The organism is Noviherbaspirillum humi (genome assembly GCF_900188095.1).
Classification (GTDB): Bacteria; Pseudomonadota; Gammaproteobacteria; order Burkholderiales; family Burkholderiaceae_D; genus Noviherbaspirillum; species Noviherbaspirillum humi.
Window position 1 is genome coordinate 16,210 of the sequence record NZ_FZOT01000024.1, and the last position, 21,759, is coordinate 37,968.

Consider the following 21,759-nt stretch of genomic DNA (forward strand, 5'->3'; position numbering starts at 1 on the left):
AATAACGAGTTGTAGGTCCCAAGTAGAAATGTCCGGTTTGAGCAAAGTTCAAATGTCCGCTTTTCCGCAGGATAACCCTATGACGACGAACGGGTTTGGGGGCGGCCATGGACAGAACCGGAGCAATCAGGATGTCTCGATTTGCGCAAGTAGCCGCCAGCCAGGCGGTTTGGGCTGGGCACTGTTCCAACGGCGTTCAGGAGGTGTCGGGCCAATTCCGGAGCAACCACGATGACCTCACGCGCATTGGGCCGTCTTCATCTCATTCCGGCAGTTCGAGCAGAATGTCTTCCGGCGCGTCCAATTCTTCGGTGTCCGTGCGGTAGGCGCCGCCTTCAATGACGGCGAAACGGTCGCTGTCATTCAGCGCGACCAGGCCGTGATGCCAGCAGCCGCGATGCAGGCTGACCGCCTGCCCGGGCTTGCTCAAAAAAGCCTGCATGCGCTCCCAGTCCGGCAACGGTCCGCCCGGCGCCACCACGATGATGAAACGCTGTCCGTTGAGCGGAATGAAAACCTGGCTGGCTCGCCGATGCCGTTCGAGCCGCGCCAGCCGGAGCGGAAACCTGCGTGCCGAGGCGACGTACAAATGGATCAGGGGAGCGCCGTCGCCGGCATTGGCGCACAGATCCAGGCGCGCCAAGTCGGCATAGCGCTGAGTGGTGCCGTCGTTGATCGATTCGGGCGCCCTGCCCTCGCCATCGATGACCGCGCCGAACGGCGCGAACGCAGCGGCGTTCAATTCGAGGCATGTCAGGCGGCGCATCAGAAATTCAGCCCCAGCCATTGCTTCACCTGTTCATGCAGGTCGCCTTCGAAGTCCTTGCGCTGGCCGGCGGCGGTGATGCGGCCCAGGCTGAGGACATGCACCCGGTCCGACATCCTGACCACGCGCCTGACATTGTGGTCGATGAGCAGTATGCCCATTCCCGACTGCGCGAACTTTTCTATCCAGGTGAAGACGCTTTCGGCAAGCAAGGGCGACAGGCCGATGCTGGGTTCGTCGATCAGGCACAGCATCGGCTGCTGCAGCCATGCCTTCGCAAACTCCACCTGCTTCTGCTGGCCGCCGGAAAGATCGCCGGCCTGGGCTTTCCGTTTTTCGCGCACCGTGGGAAATTCGTCGAGCGCCTGCTCGTAGCGCTGCCTGAGCACCGCGCCGTATTGCCGCGCCCGTCCCTGCAGCGGCAGCAGCAGGTTCTCTTCGACGGTCAGGTACGGGAACAGGCTGGACTCCTGCGGTATGCAGCATATGCCGTGGTCGATCAGCGTGTGGGGAGGCAGGCCGCTGATGTCTTCGCCGCGAAAGCGCACGCTCCCTTCCTTGGGCGCCAGGAAGCCGCAGATGGTCTTGACGACCGTCGACTTGCCGGCGCCGTTGAGTCCGATCAGGCCGCTCACTTCGCCGGCATGCACGTCGAGCGAGACATCGCGCAGCACGTCGATGTCCTGCGCATAGCCGGCGGTCACCTTGTCCAGCGAAAGCAGGCGTTCAGGCATGGCTCGAGCTCCCCAGGTAAGCTTCGATGACAGGCGGGCTTTCCAGTACGGCGCGGGTCGCTCCTTCCGCGATCACGCGGCCCAGGTTCATGCATGCCGTGCGCTGGCACAGCTCGACGACGATGGGCATGTCGTGGCTGACCAGGATGAAGGTCTGGCCCTGCGCATGGCGGCGCCGTATGAACCCCGCCATCGTCTCGCGCATGACGGGATGCACGGCGGCAAAGGGCTCGTCCAGCAGCGCGATGCGCGGCGGCTTGATGAAGCACATGCCGAATTCCAGCAGCTTGCGCTGTCCGCCGGACAGCGATCCGGCGTCGAGGTATTGCACGGGCGTGAGGGTCAGCTCCTCCAGCAGCATGGCGCCCCGCTCCGCCGCTTCCTTCTCCGTCAATCCCATGGCCATGCCGGCCACCAGCAGATTGTCGACGCAGGAGATGCGGGGAAAGACGCGGGTCATCTGGAACATGCGCAGCAGTCCGCGGCGCGCCAGCTGCACGGTCGCCATGCGCGTCACGTTCTCGTCGCCGAAGCGGATTTCGCCGGCATCGGGCGCGAGAAAACCGGAGAGCATGTTGAGCAGGGTCGTCTTGCCCGACCCGTTGGGCCCCACCAGCCCAAGGATCTCGCCGGCGTTCACCGAGAGATCGACCTTGTCGACCGCCGCCACACCGCCGAAGTGCTTGCACAAGCCGATCGTCCTGAGCAGCGTCATGGCGCGTCTCCCGCCGTTTTTTCCGATCCCTGCGCGACCGGTCCGTGCTTCGCCGCGCGAAGCGGACGCGACCGCCAGGCGGTCGCCAGCCCCCATAATCCGGTGCGGAAGAAGCGGGCGAAGATGATCACCGCGAACGCGAACACGATCATCTGGATGTTGCCGAAATCGCGCAGCCACTCCGACGCGAGGTACACCGGGAGCGCGCCGATGAGCGGGCCGGTGAGGGTTCCGATGCCGCCGATGACGACCATGGAGATCACCAGGCCGGTCTGCAGCAGCAGGCCCAGCTCCGGGCTCACCAGCTGGCTGAAGGTGCCATACAGCGAGCCGGCGAAGCCGCAGATCGCGCAGGACAGCGCGAAGGCCAGGGTCTTGTAGCGAACCACGTCGATGCCGCGGGTTTCGGCGCCGATTTCGTCGTCGCGGATGGCGAGCCAGAAGCGGCCGGCGCGGCCCCGCATCAACCCGTACAGGCCGACTACGATCAGGGCCAGCACCGCCAGGAACAGATAGTAGTAGCCGAGCCGGCTGTCCATCAGGGTCGGCACGTTCAAGCCCTGGTCGCCCCGGGTGAATTCATGCGAGTTGCCGACCAGCACTCGGGCGATCTCAGCGAAGGACAAGGTGGTCAGCGACAGGTAGGGTCCTTTCAGTCGCAGCACGATGCGGCCCAGCGCCCAGCCGATGCCGGCGGTCGCCATGATGGCCGCCGGCATGCCGACGGCGAGCGGCACCTGCCAGTGATAGCCGAGCAGTGCGGTGGCATAGCCGCCCAGCATAGCGAAAGCGGCAGGCGCGAGCGAGAACTGGCCGGTGAATCCGGCCAGCAGATTCCATCCCAGCGCCAGCATGGCGAAATACATGCTGACGATCAGGATGCCCAAGGCGTAGGAGTTGGTCACCGCCAGCGGCGCAAGCGCGAGCAGAAACAGAACCACCAGCGCGGCGCGGAAGTCGGTGCGCAGGCGGCTGGACCAGAGGTTGCGTATCGTGCTCATACTTCCCGTCCCTTCTCGCCAAAAAGTCCCTGGGGCCGGAACAGCAACACGAGGATCAATATCAGCAAGCCGAAGGCGTCGCGATAGTCGTAGGACACGTACACGGCAAAGAAGGATTCGAGCACGCCCAGCAGGAGCGCCGCGGCCATGCTGCCCCAAATCGAGCCCATTCCCCCCAGCACCACGATCACATAGGACTTCACCGCCGGGAAGGCGCCGACGTCCGGCGCCGGGTTGATGGCGGGCGCGAGCAGGCCGCCCGCCAAGGCCGCCAGCAGGCCGGAGATGGCGAAGATCATGCTGGTGGCGTGGGTGGCGTCGATGCCGGCGAGCGAGGCGCCGAGCCGGTTTTGCGCCACCGCCTGGATCTGCCGTCCCCACAGCGAGCGCTTGATGAACAGCGCCAGGCCGACGAGGATCGCCAGCGACAGGCTGGCCGCGATCAGCTTCTGGCCGTTCAGCATGATCGGCCCGACCGCGAAGCGGGAAGTTTCGATCAAACTCGGGCCGCGGTAGGGATAGGGACCGACGATCTTGTCCACCAGATTGATGAGCAGCAGCGACAGGCCGAAGGTCACCACCACCGCATACTCGTCCTTCATGATGCTCCAGCTGCCGTAGCCGGCATAAAGCGGCCGCATGAGCAGGCGTTCCACCAGCCAGCCGAGCGCCGCGCCGGCCGCCGCCGCCAGCGGCAGCGCGATCCAGGGCGACACGCCCAGCTTCAGGGAGATCAGCACATAGGCATAGGCGCCGACCATGTAGAACTCGCCATGGGCGAAATTGACGATCTTCAGGACGCCGAAGATCATCGACAGCCCGACCGCCATCAGCGCATAGAACAGGCCGATGATCAGGCCGTTGATGAACAGGTCAGCCGTGAGCATTGGGTTTCCTCCCGTTCGCCGCGTCCGCGCCGGGACGCCATGGAGCCAGTTGCTGCAGCCGGTGCGCCGCCGCCAGCACCTGCCAGTCCGCGCCGGAGCGGCCGACGACCTGAATGCTGACCGGCACGCCCTCCGCGGTGCGGGACCAGGGCAGCGCCAGCGCCGGCAAGCCGGTCAGGTTGAACGGCAGCGTGAGCTGCGTGGTGGCGGTGTGCATCGGATAGGTCGTGCCGTCGATGGTGACGGTGGCGGCGCCGGCGGCCGGCGCAGGCGCGCGCAGCGTGGCGCAGAGCAGGATGTCGGCATCCTGCAGGATGGCGTTCATGCGGTCCGCCAGCTGCCGGCGCAGGCGCTGCGCCTTGACATAGAGATGGCCGGGAAGGAACAGGCCGATCTCGAGGCGCACACGCACGTCTTCGCCCAGCGTCTCCGGCGCCTGCCGCAGGCGTTCCCAGTTGGCGTCGGTGGCCTCGGCGCAGATGGTATGGAACTGCACCGCCGGCGCCATCTCGCAGCCGTCGAGGTCGCGTACGCTGCATTGGGCGCCCTCGCCTGCCGCCGCCTGCCATGCCGCGTCGACCGCCTGCCGCACCGCCGGGTCCAGCGGATGCTCGAAGTAGCCGCCCAGCCTGGCGATCCTGAGCCCGGAAAGGTCGCCGCGGCGCCATGAAGGTACTCCCGGCATGTCGAGCATCGCCGCAAACAGCGCGGCGCATGTTTCCACCGAGTCGGCCATGGGGCCGACGTGGTCCAGCGTGGGCGCCAGATCGGCGACCCCGCTGCGCGGCAGCGCGTCATAGTTGGGCTTGAAGCCCACTATCCCGCAGCAGGCCGCCGGTATGCGGATCGAGCCGGCGGTATCGGTGCCGATTGCCGCCGACGCCATGCCGGCCGCGATCGCCGCCGCCGATCCGCCGCTGGAACCGCCGGCCATGCGGTCCGGCGCGACGGGATTGCGCACCCGGCCGAAATGCGGGTTGTCGCTGGTGATGCCGTAAGCCAGCTCGTGCAGGTTGGCGATGCCGACGATGGCGCCGCCATGCCGGCGGATGCGGGCCACCACCTCGGCATCCTGCTCCTGCATCCGTCCCGGCAGGCCGCTGCCGCAGCTCAAGGGATAGCCGCGCACCGCCATCAGGTCCTTGATGGCAATCGGCATGCCGGCAAGGAAGCCGGGCGCTGCTTGCGGCGGCGTGTCGGCGATGCGGGTGAAGATATGCCAGTCGGGATGGCTGCGCGCGCGCTGCCAGGCGGTCGCCGCGTCCAGTCCGCCGGCAACTGCTTCGCCGCCCTGCGGGCCGGCGCCATGCGGCGCTTCGAGCCGGGCCGGCGCAGCCGCATAGGCGGGCAATGCCGGCGTCGGCAGGGCCCGAAACGCTTCGATTTCCGGCCGGTTGATCTGCAGCCTCGCGCTCCACGCGCGGGCGCGGCTGCCATAGCCGTGGCCTAACCATTCGGCGTAGCCGGCCAGTACGTCTTCGAGTGATTCCATACCGGTTCCAGGGGAAGGTGGGCGCCCATCCCCGCGGGGATGGGTGGGCGGGCTTACTTGGCCGGCTTGACCAGCTTTTTTACGTCGAGCTTTTCGCCCGGCCCCTGAATGAGGACGGAATCCCCGATCGGCTGATTCACCGCCGTCAGCTGATAGTTCACATAGGGGATGTCCACCCATTGCTGGAACTTGTAGCCCGGCTCCTTCGAGAACTGGAAGCTGCCGCGGACGCCGCTGAAGTTCATGCCCTGCATGGTCTTGATGATGGACGCCGGTTCGGCGCTGTTGCCCTGCTTGATCGCATCCACGATCAGCAGCAGCGAGTCGGCGGCCTGGAAGATGAGACGGTTGGGGTCGTTCTTGGTCCGCTTCTTGTATTCGGCGGCGACCTGCTGGCCCAGAGCCGGCATCGGCATTTTCGGGTGGTACAGGCCGAACGACACCATGTATTTCCCGGCCTCCTTGACGTTCTGCCAGAAGTCCGGGTAGTCGGCGATGCCGGCGCCGTCGTAGCTCCAGGTCTTCGCGCTCGGCGCCACGCCCTGCTCGTACAGCTGATTCATCACGATGTAGGCGGCCGGCGGCAGCATGATGTTGACCACCATGTCGGGCGGATTGGCGCGCAGGGGCAGAATGGCCGGCGTGAAGTCCTTGCCGGCGCGGTCGAGGGTTTCGTACTTGAATTCGACGCCGGGCGCCTTCGCCTTGATCAGCTCGGCCATCAGCTTGGCCTGCCCGATGCCGTAGTCGGTGTTTTCGGCAAAGGCCACCACGCGCTTGACGCCCATGGCGCCGATGGTCTCCGCCATGGCCGTGGACACCCGGGTGTTGTAGTTGGAGGGGTTGAAGACTTCGGGATAGCCCTTCTTCCGGATGTCGTCCGACCAGCAGTTGGTATTGATGTAGGGGACCTGGGAGCGATGCGCCACTTCCATCTCGGCCAGGCACACCGAACTCTGATGGCCGCCGGCGACGGCAACCACCTTGTCTCGGGCGATCAGCTTCTCGGTGGCGGCGCGGCCTTTTTCGGGAATGCCCTGGTTGTCTTCGTAGACGAGCTTGATCTGGCGGCCGAGCACGCCGCCCTGCGCATTGATCATGTCCTTCACGATCTCGACGCCGTCCTTGACCTGAGTGCCCTGGACCACGGAGCCCGGCGGGGATTGCGCAATGCTGATGCCGATGGCGATCGGGTCGGCGGCGGATGCGGTTCCGCCGGCTACGATGAGTAAGGGGGATAGAGCGAGCAAAGCGAACCGTTTCATTCCTGTCTCCTGTTATGAATTCTGGAATCTGGCTGGGCCGGTCGCCGGGTGGCGCCAGTCCGCTACCGCTGAAACTGATCAATCGACTTCTGATGCCGCTGCCAAAACACCATTGCAGCCATCCTGCGCCTGCTTCTCTCCTGGAGTGGTCCGCTCCCGGCTTCCGGCGGGGTTCCCCAGTGGCATTGCTAGGCTAGCATAGAACCGCAAACCGATTATTTACCTATGTTAACGATTCTTATTCTTGGTCATACCAGCCCCCAGCCGGCGGGGTCTTGAAGCATCCATCTTCACGATCGCATATGCCCTGCGCTTACCTATGTGGCGAGGAGCGCCAGGAAGCCAGCCTCATGCAGCGATCGATGGAGGGAACATGCCTGGCCACGCGATGCCGGTCGCACGCCTAAAAATGGTTGATTAATTCCGGATCGCCTCCATCTTCATTCTCATCACGCGGTGGCAAACGGCACGCGGCGCGAGGATTGCAGTAGACTGCGCGCGCAATGCCACCCTTCAAAAACCAACGAAAGGCAATCAATGTCCAAAGACGATGTCATCCAGATGCAGGGCAAGGTCCTGGAAAACCTTCCCAGTGCAACCTTCACGATCGAACTGGAAAACGGGCACAAGGTGCTCGGTCATATTTCCGGAAAGATGCGCAAAAACTACATCAAGATCTTGCCTGGGGATAAGGTGACCGTGGAAATGACGCCCTATGACCTGAGCAAGGCGCGCATCGTGTTCCGCTCCAAATAGCAGACGAAAGGCATCGGCTCCGACATGTTCAAGAAATCCAAAGGCGGTTCCAGCTTCAAGAACGGCAAGGTGTCGTCGGGCGCGGCCGACAGGAAGGAAATTCTGGAGGCGCTGGGTTATGCCTTCGACAGCGTGACCCGGAAATCGGGATGGAGCTGGAGCACGGCGGATGCCAGTTCCGAGCAAAACCAGCCCACCGAAGGCGATGCCATCGCAGATGCCTGGCGCGATGCCGGCGAGCGCACCCAGGCAGCGATGAATATCCCGGCTGAAACCTGGGAGCGCATGAGCGACAAGGAACAGGCCGAACTGGTGCAGGAAGCGCTGGCCGGTTCATGAGCGCCTGAAGCCCTGAGCGCCCGCGCTTGCGCGGGCCCCTGTTCCAAGGTGGGAGCGGGTCTGCGCACCGGATCCCGGGATCGATCCCCCTCATTTCGTGCCCGCAGCCGCCGCAACCGGTATCCCGCGTGCGACGGCCGGCATGGCGCAACGAGTCAGAGGTCCAGCCCGAACAGCCTGATCGCGTTCTGCCGTCCAATCTTGACGCGGTCGTTCTCGCTGATGTGAACGCTGTCGAACCAGGTCGCCGCATCCTCATGCTTCTCGAACGGATAGTCGACCGAGAACATGATGCGGTCGGCGCCCATCTCCAGCATGGAGCTCAGCAGCGTCGGCGTCCGGAAATTGCCGCTGGTGGTGAGGTGGACATTGCTGCGCAGGTAGTCGCCGATCTCGCGGTCGGCGCGCAGGCCCCGGCGTCCCTTGCGCAGGATGTGGTCGATGCGCCAGATGTTGAACGGAATTCCCTCGCCGAAGTGTCCGAGGATCATCTGCAGCTGGGGATGGCGGTCGAACAGGCCGCTGCCCATCAGGCGCAGCGCATGGGCGCTGGTCTCCACCGCAAATGCCCAAGTCGGGCCGGTCAGCCAGTGGTTGTCCTCGTAGATCGGCTCGCGCTGCAGCAGCGGATCGCGCGGATGCATGTAGAACGGCTTTTCCAGCGCGGCCGCCGCCTGCCAGAAATCCCGGTACTGGTCGGCGTCGTAGTAGGCCACCGTATTCTCGTCGCCGACCTGGCAGAAGCCGTTGACCAGGAAGCCGTGGAAACCGAGCTCCTTCACGCATCGCTCCAGCTCGCGCGCCGCGGCTTCCGGATCCTGCATCGGCAGCGCGGCGAAGCCGCCGAAGCGCTTCGGATGGCGCGCGACCTGCTCCGCCAGGATGTCGTTGGCCTTGCGTGCCACCTCGATGGCGCGCGGAACATCGTGAATCGCCTGCACCGCCGGCGAATTCAGCGACAGGATGGCGTACTCGACGCCATGCTTGTCCATCTGCTCCAGGCGCTGGGTCTCGAAATCGAGCAGCTTCGATTTCAGTCCCTCCCACACTTCCGGTCGGGCGTAGACCTGGGAATCGCCGATGGTGTCGGCGATGGCGAAATGTTCTTCGAGCGCTATCTTTCCTTGCATGCTTGTCTCCTGTTGAATCCATATAAGCAATCATCCGGCGCTTCGCGAGCCAACTCGCCGGCCCGCCAGGCCGGTTTTTCTCAAACATTCAGGAAGCGGTTTCCCTGGCTTTCCTGAGCGCGTCGGCAATCTCGTCCACCGGGCCCAGCCTGCCGGCGTGCGCCACCAGCGGCGCCGCAGCGCAGGATGAAAACCGCTCCACCCTGCCGATCAGGATGGTGTGGTCGCCTTCCTTGTGCCGCGAATAGGTGCTGCATTCGAACGTGGCGAGCGCGCCGCGCAAGCGCGGGCAGCCGTGCAGGCCAGCCTCGAACTCGGACACATACTTTTCGAACTTGTCGGGCGCGGGTCGGGCGAAATGCAGGGCCAGTTCCTGGTGTTCCTCCGCCAGGACATGAATGGCGAATCGGCCGCTTCCGAGGAACGCGTCGGCGCTCCTGGCATCGTCGCGAATGCTCCATAAAACCAGCGGCGGCTGCAGCGACACGGACGAGAACGAGTTGATCGTCATGCCTTCGCGCTTGCCGTCCTCGCCGACGGTGGTGACCAGGCAGACGCCCGTCATGAAAGCGCTCAACGCCATGCGCAGCTGCCGCGAATCGGCGTTCGGCGGTGCGGCTTCCAGGCCATCGATCCAGGAGTACATGTTTTCCCCGGCTTTGTTAGTACTGGCCCTTGGGTTCGAGGCCCAGCAAGTGCTGGCCGCACATGGACGATACGGCGTCCCAGTTCAGGCTGATGTGCTTCGAAATCGCATTGCCGTCACGCCACATGCGCTGCAGCGGCTGACTCAGCGCCAGGCCGGCGCCGCCGACGCAGGTAAACAGCGCATCGATGGCTTCACGGGACAGCTTGGCCGCGAATGCGTGGTCGCGCCGGTTGCGGATGCGATGTTCGACGCTGATCTTTTGTCCGCAGGCCGCCATGGCTTCGACCTCGGCGGTGTCCCGGTAGATCAGCAAGCGCGCCGCGTCGAGCGAGGCGGTCGCTTCGGCCAGTCTCGACTGCACCGGGAAAAAGTCGCACAGCTGCGCGCCGCCGCCGGCGACGGCGCCGCGCGTCACGCGCGAACCGGCCATCGCGATGAATTCGTCGATCGCGCCCTGGGCCGTGCCCAGCAGCGGCGACACCAGGCAAACCGGCACGGCGGACAGGAACGGGATGCGATAGAGCGGATTGAGGTTCACCAGGCTGCCCGGCGGTGCATTCGACGAGAGTTCGGCAAAGGTGATCTTCCGGTGCTCAGGCACGAAAGTCGGCTTGTCGATGGCCACCGTCTTGGAGCCGGTGCCCGCCTGGCCGGCGACGAACCAGGTATCGTCGATCTCCCAGTCCTCGCGCGGCGCCAGCAGAAAGCCCGGGTAAGGCGCCGGATGCTCGTCATCCGGCGGAAACATGACGCCGACCAGTGCCCACTGCGAGTTGTCGATATTCGACGCCCAGTGCCATTTACCCTCAATCAGGTAGCCGCCGTCGGTGCGCGCCGCCTTGACGGATGGCGCATAGGAGACGCACACGATGGCATCGGGATTGGCGTTCCAGACGTCTTCCTGCGCCTGCAGCGGGAAGGTGCCGACCAGCCACTGGTGAACGGCGCCCAGCGAACAGCTCCAGGAAGAGGAGGTGCATCCGCGCCCCAGTTCGCTGATGATGTCGATGAATGCGGTGAAGCCGTATTCATAGCCGCCGAAGCGCGCGGGCTGCATCAGCTTGTAGAAGCCCGCATCCCGGAATTCGCGGCTGGTCTGGTCGGAGACGCGGCGCTCCGCTTCGGTACGCTGCGCCCTTTCCTTCAGCCGGGGCACCAGTTCGCGGGCATTGTCGATCAATTGGTCTATCGACGGCGCATCCGCGACAGGGGAGCTGCGTCCGATCGCATCGCGCAATCCGAGGTCGCCGTAGGTGAATCTGGCTCGGTCATTCATCAGTAGTTCTCCTTGCAAGTCGGGTGTCGAGTGCACAGCCGCTTATTGTTGCATTTACAAATAAAATGCCGGTTCACTGGTGATGCTGAATACGGCGAAAATCGACCATTGGGGCCAGATGCTGCCGAGAGGCCGCTGCGGCTGGGTCGCCGCAGAACTAAACAACGCCTGACCGCACGATTGCCCTGCAGCGGTCTTGCACTTCATCCAGGACAGCCCGCCGGCCGGGATACCGCAGCGGCAAGGGTCAGGCGCGCCTGGGCTGCTACATGCCGCATTTGGCGGAATAGGCGTCCTTGTGCTCGGTCAGCACGGTGCCGAGCATCTTGATGGCCTGCTTGCCGCCCTCCTTCACCACCTCGAAGGCATAGTAATTCTGGATCGGGAGATTGTTCGTGTTGAAGCGGAACGGGCCCCGGACCGACTTGAATTCCTGGCCTGCCGCCTTGACCGCTGCGGCAAGCGCCTTCCTGTCGTTGAGATTGGCGCCCACCTTGGCGACGGCGACATCGAGCAGACGCGCGGCATCGTAGCCCGTGGCGGCATACTCGCTCGGCGTTCGCTTGTACCTGGCCTCGAACGCAGAGACGAATTTCTTGTTTTCGGGATTGTCGACGGCGACATCCCACATCGCGCCCGAGTAGGTGCCGACGGCGGCGTCGCCGAGAGCTGGCATGGTGGTGCCATCGACGGTGAATACGGAGAAATTCGGCAGTTTCTTCAACAGGCCGGCCTGGCTCGACTGACGTATGTAGTTCACGCCCATTCCGCCCGGATAGAAGGCAAATACCGCGTCGGCCTGGCTGCCGGCGAGCTGGGCGATTTCGGCGGAATAATCCGTCTGGCCGATCTGGGTGTACACCTCATCGATGATCTCGCCCTTGTAGTAGCGCTTGAATCCGGCGAGCATGTCCTTGCCTGCCTGGAAGTTCGGCGCCAGCAGATAAACCTTCTTGTATCCCTTTTCCTGCACGAACTTGCCCATGGCTTCGGCTGCGCCATCGTTCTGCCAGGCGAGCGAAAACAGGTTTGGCGAGCAGGCGGCTCCGGCGATCGGCGACGGACCGGCCTGCGTGGCAATGGCGACGACGCCCGACTCGGCGATCGGCTTGAGGCTGGCCATCAGCACATTGGAAAACCCCAGGCCGAGGATCACATTGACCTTGTCCTTTTCGATGTACTTGCGCACGGTCTGCAAGCCGAGTTCGGGCTTCAGGCGGTCATCCTCCCGGAGCACGGTGGCGGCCTGCCCGCCGAGCTTGCCGTTGAGCTGCTCCAGCCCGAGCATGAAACCGTCGATCTGATCCTGCCCGACGGCCGCTTCGCCGCCCGACAGCACGCCGGTAAAGCCTATCTTGACCTGCGCCGATGCAGCCGATGCCGACAGCAAAGCAGCGACCGCCACGGGAACCAATGAGAAATGAAAGCGCATGCTCGTCTCCTGTCATTGAGAAAGGTTCGTACCTTTTCATGCCTGCCACCGGTGGCTCAGCATCGTTCCGGCGGTATTTTTATTTGCAGATGCAAATATATTGCACCACCTTTTATTTGAAAACGCAAGCACTTTTGTGCTAATCTTTCACCATGGCCGAAGCTGATCATTTTGTCCTGCAGGACTATTCCCTTGAAAATGCCCTTCCCTACCTGCTCAACCGGGCAGGCGTGCGCATCGGCGAATCCTTTTCCATCGAGATCCAGAAGTTCAACATCACGCTGCCCATGTGGCGCGTGCTTGCCTCGCTGCTGCACGAAAACGGCCAGCGCATGACGCAGCTTGCCGAGCACACGTCCATCGACATCTCGACGTTGTCGCGCCTGGTGGGCACACTGGAAAAGAAGGAACTGGTGAAGCGCAAGCCTTCGCTCGAAGACAGGCGTTCGGTGACGGTGGTGTTAACCAAATCCGGCAAGAACCTGGCGGTTCAGGTTGCCCCGCTGGCAGACCTGTACGAAAGAATCGCGCTGACGAACATATCGCTGGAAGAAGCGGTGCTGCTCAAGCAGTTGCTGCGGAAGATCTATACGAACATCTCATCGCTCGGGCCGCAGGTAACGTAGAAGGCTCTTCCGGCGCCGTGGGCTTGGGCGCGATGTTGCCTGCCTTGAACCGGCCCCGGAAGACAATCAAGGACGCGGGGTGGATCGCTCCAGCTCGTCTGAAGCGATCCCGACTGCGCCTCAACCTTGCGGCAACATGAAGCCCGCAAAGAAATCGGCCAGGGCTCGGTGGGCATCCAAAGGCAGCACCAGGGCGATGTACTGGTCTGGCCGAACCACCACCAGCGCACCCTGCTCCCGATTCACGCCGCGCAGGTCGAAGATATCGGGGCCATGCTTGAGCCTGGCGCTGAACACCTTCTCGTAATCATGCAGGCCATGGCGCCCTTTCTGCGGCCACAACAGTGCCGGCATGGTTTCGATCGCGAGGTCGACATGGCTGTCCTGGAACACGGCGCGCAGGTCGAATACGGCGTCCGGGTCCTGGTTCGCGGCCGTGTATCGGCGCACCGGCGAATCGGGCGAGGTTTCGAGAAAGCGGCACAGGGCGCGCACGCCGCTGCCGTCGTCCGAAGCATCGTTCCTGCCGGCGAAGGCGTAAAGCCGCCAGCGTCCGTCGGCCTTGCCTGCGTGGCCCAGATGGACCACCTTGGCATCGGTAATGCGCAGCACTTCGGCCGAGTGGAAGCGCGTTCCCACTTCAAAGCCCGTGGCCAGGGCTTGATGCGTCTGGTCGCCGCAAATCAGCGAGGCGCTGTACTTCGTGCCCATGCCGGCGGTGAAGCGCAGGTGCTGCTCGAAATACTTCTGGAACTCCTTGGGGTCCACGCCGCCGCCGCTGCCATCGGCCGGCTTTTCGCTGATCATCCTGGCCCACTCGCTGTCGAAGTCGATCAGCTGCTTTCCCACCGTCCGGCGCTCGGCGTTGTAGCTGTGCAGCAGCGAGGGAGGACACTGGCCGCGCAGCACGGCGGCCAGCTTCCAGCCGAGATTGAAGGTGTCCTGCATCGAGAAGTTCATGCCCTGGCCCGCCTTCGGGCTGTGGGTATGGCAGGCGTCGCCGGCGATGAATACCCGCGGCAGCTTTTCATTCTCCTGTCCGGCGGTGACGTTGTCGTACTTGTCGCAGATGCGGTGGCCGATCTCGTACACCGACCACCAGGCCACTTCCTTCACATCCAGCGTGTAGGGATGGAAGATGCGCTGCGCCGCGCCGATCAGCTGCTCAACCGTGATCTGGCGCTGCGCCACGCGTTCATCCTCGCCCAGCTTGTCCATTTCCACGTACAGCCGCGCGAGATACCCGCCCTCGCGCGGAATGATCAGCAGGCTGCCCGCGCGGGACTGGATCGCCACCTTGTAGCGCACGTCCGGAAAGTCGGTCACCGCCAGCACATCCATCACGCCCCAGGCCTGGTGCGCCGCCTCGCCCATCAATTCGCGTCCGATGGCGGCGCGGGTGGCGCTGCGCGCGCCGTCGCAGCCGACCACGTAGCGGGCGCGCACCGTCTCCCGCTGCCCGGCATGCGCCGGATCCGTGCGCTCCAGCGTCACCGTCACCGGATAATCCGCCGCCGACTCGTCCACCTTCACATCCAGCAGCTTGCGCGCGTAATGCGGCTCCAGCCGGCTGGGCGAATTGCGCATGGTCTCGAGGTAGAAATCGTGGACGCGCGCCTGGTTGAGCACCACGTGCGGAAACTCCGACAGGCCGTCCTCGGTGTCTTGCACGCGTCCATGGCGCACGATGTTGCGCGGGTTATCTTCGTCCGGCTTCCAGAACGTGACCTCGTTGATCCAGCAGGATTCCTTGAGGACACGCTCGGCGAAATTGAAGGCCTCGAACATTTCCATCGTGCGGCAGGCAATGCCGTCGGCCTGCCCTTTCTCCAGCGGCCCGTCCTTCTGCTCGACGATGGCGGTGTGAATTTCAGGAAACGCCGCGAGCTGCGCGGCGAGCGTCAGCCCGGCCGGGCCGCAGCCGACGATGAGGACATCCACCTGCGCAGGCGCGCTATCGGTGTGCGGTCGGGCGAGGGGCGAAGCGGGATGAAGATGCGGATCGCCGGGGCGAAATCCGTCGAGATGAAATTGCATGAGCGGTCTCCTCTTGGTTATTACCGCCATTGTATTTCATGGCTTGGTCCGGCGGGGCCGGACAATAAGTGCTGGAGAAAGGACTAAGCCGGCATGACGGTCGTGTTCGTCCACCGATGCCGGTTCGTGCGATAACGGCGAAACCCGGCCGCTTCCATCCGGTTTTCCGGAAGGGCCGCGCGCCGCCCTCGTGCGACATGCCGAAGCGAGGTTCATCTAGTGGTGGTAGCGATACTCCTGCGTCAGGCCGCCGTAGCCATAGGATGCCGCCCGCACATCTTGCACATAAATGTAGCTTTCCTCGTGCACGCTGCCGAGGATCCTGGCGAAGCCGTCGAACGCCTCCCGGATATAAAGCGCTTTCTCATCCTTCGTGTTGGTTTCGTCCGTGATCTTGATGTCGAAATAAAAGCTGTTCTTTCCCTGCTCGCTCAGCGATCTGCCGCCGACTATCCAGCTTTCCGGGTCGACGTAGTCGATCGCAATCGACGTCACTTCCCGTTTCTTCCTGAGGATGCGCGTGGTGAGGTCCAGAAGGAATTCGGCGATTTCCCTGGTCAGTTCAGGCGACTTTGCAGCGCTTACCTTGACGTTCAGTATGGGCATTTCATTCTCCGTTTAGTTAGCTATGCAACTACATTGGTAAAAAAATTTCACTCCAGCGTGGAGCGCACTTTCCTCATCCTCGACACGGCTTCGTCGAAGTGGCCTTGACCGAGTTCCTGCTTCAGCCGCCTCGTCACCGCGGCGCTTGCGGCATTGAGGCCGTCTTTCATGCCTTGCGCCAAGGCCGTCGGATGGATGGCAAACTCCCTGCCGTCCGTCTCGGTGGCGCGGCGTTCCACCAGTCCCAGCTTCTGCAAGCCATCCAGCGTCCGGCTGGCGGTGGGCCGGGAGATGGCCAGTTCCCGGGCCAGTTCGTTCTGCAGCAGCGCCGGCTTGGCCAGCACCACCCGCAGCATGAAGGCTTGAGAGGGTGTGAGGCCGAATGGCTTGAAAGCCTGCGTCCATACCCGCTCCAGCGAGCGGGCCAGCGCAGTGGTATTGAAATAAAGGCAGTGGTCGAACATGAAGGCATTTTAGGCATAAAAAGTTAGCTATGCAATTACTTTCGAGGCCCGGTCGGATTTATTTTTGTCCGCACGCCCACCAGCAGTCCCCTTCTCCCATGCCAGCGGGGATCGGACTTGCGGCCACGGATACAGAGCCTTTACCGGATGAACCATTCGACGGCGGCCGAGGCGAGATAGAGGCCCAGGCCGAAGACGGCGTGATTGACCACGCTGCGCATGCAGTTCCTGAACGGAGTCGGCGTCCTGGAAGCGGCGATGCCCATGCCCATGGCGGGCTGCATCGCCAGCAGGGGCACCGCGACCGTGCCCAGGCCAACCGCGACGGCGGGCAGGAGCGACGGCGCGCGCATCCAGGCTGTCCCTTCCAGGCCGACCAGCAAGCCCGCGAACGCGATGCCGATCGCATAGTGGCCCAGCCAGCCGAGGACGCGTTCTCCGGGAATGGGCAGCGCCTTGCCGATGGATGGATGAACCAGCGTGCCGCGGAAGCAGTGCCCGACCCATCGGCCGATGAACGCGAAATTCAGGGTCTGCACACCCATGCGTTTCAGCAGCAGAAGCCAGGCATCCATCACGGCGGTGGCGCCGGTTCCAAGCAAAATGATTCGCACAAAGGCTTCGGTGGCGGTCATGGCAATGCTCCTTTCGTTTGACGGGTGAACTTGATGAGCCCACTATAGAAGTTGAAGTCGACTTCAAGTCAAGGAGGGTTTGCCATGGATATCGCCGAGGTTGCCGGACGCTCCGGCGTTCCGGCATCGACGCTGCGCTACTACGAACGCAAGGGATTGATTGCCTCGACGGGCCGGCAGGGCCTGCGGCGGCAGTTCAATCCGGAGGTGCTGGATCAGCTCGCCTTGATCGCGCTAGGCCAGGCCGCGGGATTATCCCTGGATGAGATCGGCTCGATGCTGTCGCCGAGCGGCGGCCCTGCCATCAACCGGCAGCTTCTGTCCAGCAAGGCCGATGAAATCAACCGCACCATCGCACAATTGCGCGCGGTGAGCCGGGGACTGCGGCACGCTGCCGCATGCCGGGCGCCGAGCCATGCCGAATGCCCGACTTTCCGGCGCCTGCTCAAGGCCGCGGCATCGGGTGCCCTGGAGAGCCGGCGGCAGGGAAAGGACATCGGGCCGACCGGCAAGCGAGGCAAGAAAGCGTAAAACGCTCAACGCGGCTGATCGCCAGGCGGCCGCTTCTCCACGCCGTCCAGCATCCTGCGCACCTTCTCTTCCTGCGCCTGGCAGGCCGGCCCGGAGAATTCCTGCTGAAGGGCGTCGAGAAAGACCCGGGTGCGGGCGGGCATCAGGCGGCGGCCGGGGAACACGGCCCAGGCCGTTTCGGACGGCAGGTTCCACCCGGGCAGGACGGTCTCCAATTCGCCTCTTTGCACCTGGGCATAGGCAAAGTGATCGGGCACGGCGACGATGCCGGCATCAAGGCAGGCCAGGCGGATCAGCAGTTCCGGCGAATTGACGGCGCCGCTCTGCACGGTGGCCATCGCGGCCAGGTCGAAGCGCTCGGTCCTGCGGCTCAAAATCCAGTTCGCCGCCTGGCCCGACGGCTGCAGCAGCCGCAGCACCGCATGCCCGGCCAGGTCGGCGGGATGGGCCGGCCGGCCCTGCCGTGCCAGGTAAGCCGGCGATGCGTACAGCCCCACCGACAAGACCGCCAGGCGCCGGGCGGCCAGCGTTGCATCGTCGGGCAGGCTGCCGGCGCGGATGGCGAGATCGAAGTTCTCCCCGATCAAGTCGACCCGGCGCGGGGACAGGTCGAGTTGCAGTTGGATGGCGGGGTAATCCCGCAGGAAGCGCGCGAGCATCGGAGCCAGCACCACGTTGGCCAGATCCCCCGGCATCGATACCCGCAGCCGCCCGGCAGGGCGCGCCTGCCGATGCTGGGCCAGGGAGGCAGCCGCCTCGACTTCAGACGCCACCTGGTGCGCATGCTCGAGCATGCTCCTGCCGAAATCGGTAAGCGTCAGCTGGCGCGTCGTGCGCAGCAGCAGACGTTCGCCGAGATGGCCTTCGAGGGCGGCGATGCGCCGCGAAACGGTGGACTTGGGCAGGCCGACCCGCTGTGCCGCCCGGCTGAAACTGCCTTCATCCGCCACGCGGGCAAACAGCAGCAAGTCATTCGGCTCGAGGTCCATGGCAGCGCCCCTTCTCGTCGGTTGATGGATAACATTGTCCCATTGGCGGAACAATGTTATCCATTCTAGCGTCTTCCGGTATGTTTTTGCGACGCCTAGAATGGCTTCATCGATTCTCCGATACCCCGATACCCCAGACAAGGACAAGGCCATTAACATCCTGCAAGTCAATTCCAGCGCCCGCGCCGACGGTTCCCACTCCACCAGCCTGGCCAACGCCATCACCGCACGGCTGAAGCTTGCCCACCCCGGCGCCGCCGTCACGGTGCGCGACCTCGCGCGCACCCCGGCGGCCGAGTTGAATGAAGCGGCGCTGCAGGCCTTGTTCACGCCGGCGGAGCAGCGCACGCCGGAACAGGCCGCCCGTGTGGCCCAGGACGATGCCCTGATCGCGGAAATCCAGGCGGCCGACGTGGTGGTGCTGGGCGTGCCGATGTACAACTTCGGCGTGCCGGCGCAGTTGAAGAACTGGATCGATGCCATTTCGCGCGCCCGGGTGACCTTCCAGTACACTGCCAACGGCCCGGAAGGCCTGCTGAAAAACAAGAAGGTGTATGCGGCGCTGACGCGCGGCGGCGTCTATCGCGACACCGCGGCGGATACCCAGGCGCCCTACCTCAAAACCGTGCTGGGCTTCCTCGGCATGAACGACGTGCAATTCGTCTATGCCGAAGGCTTGGCCCTCGGCGCAGAAGCGGAACAGCAAGGGCTGGCCGCGGCCCGCGCAGAGATCGACGAGTCGGTGGCCGCCTGAGGGCTGGCTGCCGCTGGCTTCCCGGGCGCCGCTAGCCAGTCTCCGAACACCAGAAAGGAATTCGCCATGTCCGACCAAGCAATCTCCGTCACGTCCGACATCCCCGGCATCAAGGGAGCCATCGTCCGCCACTCGCGCACGGTGGAGCGGCTGATCAAGGGCGTCGCTGCCACCGACGGCGACGGCGTGAAGCTCACCCGGGTGCTGACGCAGCCACTGCAGCGCCGGCTCGACCCCTTCCTCATGCTCGATGCCTTCGGCACCGACGATCCGCAGGATTACATCGGCGGCTTCCCGGACCATCCGCATCGCGGCTTCGAAACCGTGACCTACATGATCGCCGGCCGCCTGCGCCACCGCGACAGCGCCGGCAACGAAGGCTTGCTGGAGAATGGCGGGGTGCAATGGATGACGGCCGGCCGTGGCGTGATCCACTCCGAACTTCCGGAGCAGCAGGATGGGCGCATGGAAGGGTTCCAGCTATGGCTGAACCTGCCCGCCAGGGACAAGATGAGCGCGCCCTGGTATCGCGACATCGCCAGCGGCAGCATCCCGGAATTCCGAACCGAGGAAGGCGTGACCGCGCGCGTCATCGCCGGCCAAAGCCACGGGGTGGCCGGCGCGGTGCAGCGGGAGGCGACGCAGCCGCTTTACCTCGACCTGCATTTCGATGCGGCGGGCAGCTTCGCCCAGCCACTGCCCGCCGGCCACAATGCCTTCGTCTACGTGTGCCGGGGCGAGGCCGACATCGGCGGCAGCACGGTGCCGGCGCAATCGATGGCCATCCTGAAGAACGAAGCCGGAGCCGATGGCGTGACGATCAAGACCGGCGGCGCTGCGCGGGTGTTGCTGATCGCCGGACAGCCGCTCAACGAGCCGATCGCCCAGTACGGGCCGTTCGTGATGAACACCAACCAGGAAATCTTCCAGGCCGTGGCGGATTTTCAGGCGGGCAGATTCGCGCCCGGCCAGTGAAGCAGTCAAACCGCATGCCCGGTTCCCGCCAGGTTCGGGCATGCGGTTTTCCGCCGGATGGCTACTCCGACTTCATGTTCGCCTTCTTCGCCAAGGCGCCCAGCCGGGTGCGCTCCTTGTTCAGGAAGGCGGTGAAATCGGCCGTGGTGCCGGGCGCCGGCTCGATGCCGGAAGGAACCAGCTGATCGACCGCTTCCTTGGACTTCATCACCTCCTGCAGCTCGCGGCTCATCCTGTCGATCACCTCCTGGGGGGTGCCCTTCGGCGCGAACACGCCGGCCCAGTGGCCGATGGAGACGCCGGGGAAGCCCTGCTCCGCGGCCGTCGGGAGCTGGTCGTAGGCGGAGATGCGCTTGTGATAGGTCGTCGCCAGCGCCTTCAGCCGCCCGGCCTTGACCTGCGGCAGGACCACGATGCTCGCTTCCGAAGTGACGTCCACGTTATGGCCGATGACGCTGTTAACGCCTTCCTGGCCGCTCTTGAAGGGAACCAGCACGAACGGGATTGCTGTTGCTTCCTTCAGCATTTCCTCGACGAAGTGCGGCGTGCTGCCGCTCCCCGCGGTGGCGAAGGTCAACCCCTCCTTGCCCCGGGACTTGGCCTGAGCGATCAGCTCCTTCAGATTGCTGGCGGGGAAATCCGAATTGACGACGATGACCGAAGGCGCCACCGCGATCATGCCCACCGGCACCAGGTCGCTATCGGCATAAGGCATCTTGGCCCGAAGCATGCTGTTGGTGACGACGCCGGCGGCGCCGATCAGGAAGGTATAGCCGTCCGGCTTGGACTTGGCGACGTACTCGGCGCCGACGATGGCGCCCGCGCCCGGCTTGTTCTCGATGATGACCGGCTGCCCCAGCCGCTTCGACAAGCCGGTGGCGGCGACGCGGGCCATGAGGTCGTTGGCGCCGCCTGGACCGAAAGGCACCACCATCTGGACAGGCTTCTCGGGCCATGCGGCCACGGCCTGCAGCGGCAAGGCGGCGCCGAGCGCCATCAGCGCGGGGGCGAATGCGGTTTTCCTGTTCATGCGGAATTTCATGGCGTATCTCCGTTCGACAAAAAAGCCAGCAATACCGCCGCGTCAGGTGCTTCCAATCCGATGCCGCGATTCACCGGACGGCGGCTGAACGACTTGCCCTTGCTGCCGCAAGCAGCGCAAAGTTTGACGCAGCGCCCGATAAGTTCAAGCGTAACCGGTTAACGTGTCATTGCGTATCGCACTTTGCACTGGACTGGCGTTCCATCAACGCCGCAACCGGCTACAGGACACTGCATCATGCTTCGTTGCTTCGCGTATTTTCTGTGGGCGGTGGTCCGCCTTCCGCATGACCTCTTCCACAGCCTGTACCGCGATTACTGCCAGGAGTCGGGTCAGGAAGGAAGGCTGCTGCTGTATCGCCTGCAGGCGCTCGTCGCCGTCACCGTGGGCCTGCTCAACCTGGTGTTCATCGGCCACCTGCCGGATTGGCTCCAGGACGAAAGGCCCGGCAGCGAGCTGGCTTTCGTGCTGTTCATCGATTACTTCGCATGGTGCAAGATCGGCGCGCTGCGCCGGATCCTGAATCAGCCGCGCGCTCCTCATCCCGCCCCGGCCGACGCCTCGCGCCCCCGGCCGCCCTCATCCAGCCGCTGAGCGCCGCCTTCGAGTCTCATCTATCCGCAAGACAACAGGCGCAACGCCTGCGCCGGCATTCGGC

Annotated in this window: 24 protein-coding genes; 7 read left to right on the top strand and 17 right to left on the bottom strand. The window is 64.3% G+C overall.

All coding sequences use genetic code 11. The features are described 5' to 3' along the window. Window positions 1-262: 262 nt before the first annotated feature. From CHB88_RS22035 to CHB88_RS22065, 7 genes are read right to left on the bottom strand one after another with little or no spacing between them, the layout of a single operon-like run. A complete protein-coding gene (locus CHB88_RS22035) occupies window positions 263-766 on the bottom strand; it encodes an ureidoglycolate lyase (protein ID WP_176442603.1) in 504 nt (167 codons plus the stop codon). Further along, on the bottom strand, window positions 766-1,500 hold the full coding sequence (locus CHB88_RS22040) for an ABC transporter ATP-binding protein (protein WP_176442604.1): 735 nt from the start codon (window positions 1,498-1,500) through the stop codon (window positions 766-768). Before CHB88_RS22040 ends, CHB88_RS22035 begins: the two co-directional genes overlap by 1 nt. Further along, window positions 1,493-2,215 carry an ABC transporter ATP-binding protein gene (locus CHB88_RS22045; RefSeq protein ID WP_089401515.1) on the bottom strand — a complete coding sequence of 241 codons (723 nt, stop codon included), beginning with the start codon at window positions 2,213-2,215 and terminating at the stop codon, window positions 1,493-1,495. The genes CHB88_RS22040 and CHB88_RS22045 overlap by 8 nt, the downstream gene beginning before the upstream one ends. Beyond that, complete coding sequence (locus CHB88_RS22050) at window positions 2,212-3,216, bottom strand: branched-chain amino acid ABC transporter permease (protein WP_089401516.1); 1,005 nt, start codon at window positions 3,214-3,216, stop codon at window positions 2,212-2,214. The genes CHB88_RS22045 and CHB88_RS22050 overlap by 4 nt, the downstream gene beginning before the upstream one ends. Then, on the bottom strand, window positions 3,213-4,103 hold the full coding sequence (locus tag CHB88_RS22055) for a branched-chain amino acid ABC transporter permease (protein WP_089401517.1): 891 nt from the start codon (window positions 4,101-4,103) through the stop codon (window positions 3,213-3,215). The genes CHB88_RS22050 and CHB88_RS22055 overlap by 4 nt, the downstream gene beginning before the upstream one ends. After that, complete coding sequence (locus CHB88_RS22060; protein WP_089401518.1) at window positions 4,090-5,595, bottom strand: amidase; 1,506 nt, start codon at window positions 5,593-5,595, stop codon at window positions 4,090-4,092. Before CHB88_RS22060 ends, CHB88_RS22055 begins: the two co-directional genes overlap by 14 nt. A gap of 53 nt (window positions 5,596-5,648) precedes the next feature. Continuing rightward, on the bottom strand, window positions 5,649-6,860 hold the full coding sequence (locus CHB88_RS22065) for an ABC transporter substrate-binding protein (RefSeq protein ID WP_089401519.1): 1,212 nt from the start codon (window positions 6,858-6,860) through the stop codon (window positions 5,649-5,651). Between the two features lie 537 nt (window positions 6,861-7,397). Here CHB88_RS22065 and infA point away from each other — a divergent pair. Beyond that, window positions 7,398-7,616: a translation initiation factor IF-1 gene (infA, locus tag CHB88_RS22070; RefSeq protein ID WP_089401520.1), complete on the top strand. Its 219-nt coding sequence runs from the start codon at window positions 7,398-7,400 to the stop codon at window positions 7,614-7,616. Window positions 7,617-7,640: 24 nt separating this feature from the next. Continuing rightward, window positions 7,641-7,955 (top strand): hypothetical protein, encoded by a 315-nt coding sequence (locus tag CHB88_RS22075; RefSeq protein ID WP_089401521.1) that lies wholly within the window; start codon window positions 7,641-7,643, stop codon window positions 7,953-7,955. 155 nt (window positions 7,956-8,110) lie between these two features. Here CHB88_RS22075 and CHB88_RS22080 read toward each other — a convergent pair whose 3' ends face one another. From CHB88_RS22080 to CHB88_RS22095, 4 genes are all read right to left on the bottom strand, one after another. Beyond that, window positions 8,111-9,085 (bottom strand): amidohydrolase family protein, encoded by a 975-nt coding sequence (locus CHB88_RS22080; RefSeq protein ID WP_089401522.1) that lies wholly within the window; start codon window positions 9,083-9,085, stop codon window positions 8,111-8,113. An 88-nt stretch (window positions 9,086-9,173) separates the two neighbouring features. Beyond that, complete coding sequence (locus tag CHB88_RS22085; RefSeq protein WP_089401523.1) at window positions 9,174-9,731, bottom strand: flavin reductase family protein; 558 nt, start codon at window positions 9,729-9,731, stop codon at window positions 9,174-9,176. 16 nt (window positions 9,732-9,747) lie between these two features. Then, window positions 9,748-11,010, bottom strand: a complete 1,263-nt coding sequence (locus CHB88_RS22090; protein WP_089401524.1) for an acyl-CoA dehydrogenase family protein — start codon at window positions 11,008-11,010, stop codon at window positions 9,748-9,750. A 265-nt stretch (window positions 11,011-11,275) separates the two neighbouring features. Continuing rightward, the gene (locus tag CHB88_RS22095; RefSeq protein WP_089401525.1) at window positions 11,276-12,442 is read right to left on the bottom strand and encodes an ABC transporter substrate-binding protein; all 1,167 of its coding nucleotides are present in this window, start codon (window positions 12,440-12,442) and stop codon (window positions 11,276-11,278) included. Window positions 12,443-12,594: 152 nt separating this feature from the next. Here CHB88_RS22095 and CHB88_RS22100 point away from each other — a divergent pair, with 152 nt between their 5' ends. Then, the gene (locus tag CHB88_RS22100) at window positions 12,595-13,068 is read left to right on the top strand and encodes a MarR family winged helix-turn-helix transcriptional regulator (protein WP_089401526.1); all 474 of its coding nucleotides are present in this window, start codon (window positions 12,595-12,597) and stop codon (window positions 13,066-13,068) included. 120 nt (window positions 13,069-13,188) lie between these two features. Here the strand turns inward: CHB88_RS22100 and CHB88_RS22105 are convergent, their stop codons facing one another. The 4 genes from CHB88_RS22105 to CHB88_RS22120 form a co-directional block, all read right to left on the bottom strand. Beyond that, the gene (locus CHB88_RS22105) at window positions 13,189-15,105 is read right to left on the bottom strand and encodes an FAD-binding monooxygenase (RefSeq protein ID WP_089401527.1); all 1,917 of its coding nucleotides are present in this window, start codon (window positions 15,103-15,105) and stop codon (window positions 13,189-13,191) included. Window positions 15,106-15,321: 216 nt separating this feature from the next. Continuing rightward, a complete protein-coding gene (locus CHB88_RS22110; RefSeq protein ID WP_089401528.1) occupies window positions 15,322-15,711 on the bottom strand; it encodes a tautomerase family protein in 390 nt (129 codons plus the stop codon). 47 nt (window positions 15,712-15,758) lie between these two features. Beyond that, a complete protein-coding gene (locus tag CHB88_RS22115; RefSeq protein WP_089401529.1) occupies window positions 15,759-16,175 on the bottom strand; it encodes a MarR family winged helix-turn-helix transcriptional regulator in 417 nt (138 codons plus the stop codon). 140 nt (window positions 16,176-16,315) lie between these two features. After that, on the bottom strand, window positions 16,316-16,810 hold the full coding sequence (locus CHB88_RS22120) for a DUF2938 domain-containing protein (protein ID WP_089401530.1): 495 nt from the start codon (window positions 16,808-16,810) through the stop codon (window positions 16,316-16,318). An 84-nt stretch (window positions 16,811-16,894) separates the two neighbouring features. Between CHB88_RS22120 and CHB88_RS22125 the strand changes: the two genes are divergently transcribed. Further along, window positions 16,895-17,341, top strand: a complete 447-nt coding sequence (locus tag CHB88_RS22125; protein ID WP_089401531.1) for a helix-turn-helix domain-containing protein — start codon at window positions 16,895-16,897, stop codon at window positions 17,339-17,341. 5 nt (window positions 17,342-17,346) lie between these two features. Here CHB88_RS22125 and CHB88_RS22130 read toward each other — a convergent pair whose 3' ends face one another. Next, window positions 17,347-18,330: a LysR family transcriptional regulator gene (locus CHB88_RS22130; protein ID WP_089401532.1), complete on the bottom strand. Its 984-nt coding sequence runs from the start codon at window positions 18,328-18,330 to the stop codon at window positions 17,347-17,349. A 100-nt stretch (window positions 18,331-18,430) separates the two neighbouring features. On the opposite strand from CHB88_RS22130, the gene CHB88_RS22135 reads away from it, so the two are divergent. Both CHB88_RS22135 and CHB88_RS22140 read left to right on the top strand, forming a co-directional pair. Then, window positions 18,431-19,084 carry an FMN-dependent NADH-azoreductase gene (locus CHB88_RS22135; RefSeq protein ID WP_425436147.1) on the top strand — a complete coding sequence of 218 codons (654 nt, stop codon included), beginning with the start codon at window positions 18,431-18,433 and terminating at the stop codon, window positions 19,082-19,084. A gap of 66 nt (window positions 19,085-19,150) precedes the next feature. Continuing rightward, a complete protein-coding gene (locus tag CHB88_RS22140; protein ID WP_089401533.1) occupies window positions 19,151-20,059 on the top strand; it encodes a pirin family protein in 909 nt (302 codons plus the stop codon). A 61-nt stretch (window positions 20,060-20,120) separates the two neighbouring features. Here CHB88_RS22140 and CHB88_RS22145 read toward each other — a convergent pair whose 3' ends face one another. Beyond that, window positions 20,121-21,089 carry a Bug family tripartite tricarboxylate transporter substrate binding protein gene (locus tag CHB88_RS22145; protein ID WP_245845172.1) on the bottom strand — a complete coding sequence of 323 codons (969 nt, stop codon included), beginning with the start codon at window positions 21,087-21,089 and terminating at the stop codon, window positions 20,121-20,123. Window positions 21,090-21,338: 249 nt separating this feature from the next. Between CHB88_RS22145 and CHB88_RS22150 the strand changes: the two genes are divergently transcribed. Then, window positions 21,339-21,695 carry a hypothetical protein gene (locus CHB88_RS22150; protein ID WP_089401535.1) on the top strand — a complete coding sequence of 119 codons (357 nt, stop codon included), beginning with the start codon at window positions 21,339-21,341 and terminating at the stop codon, window positions 21,693-21,695. Window positions 21,696-21,759: the final 64 nt, after the last annotated feature.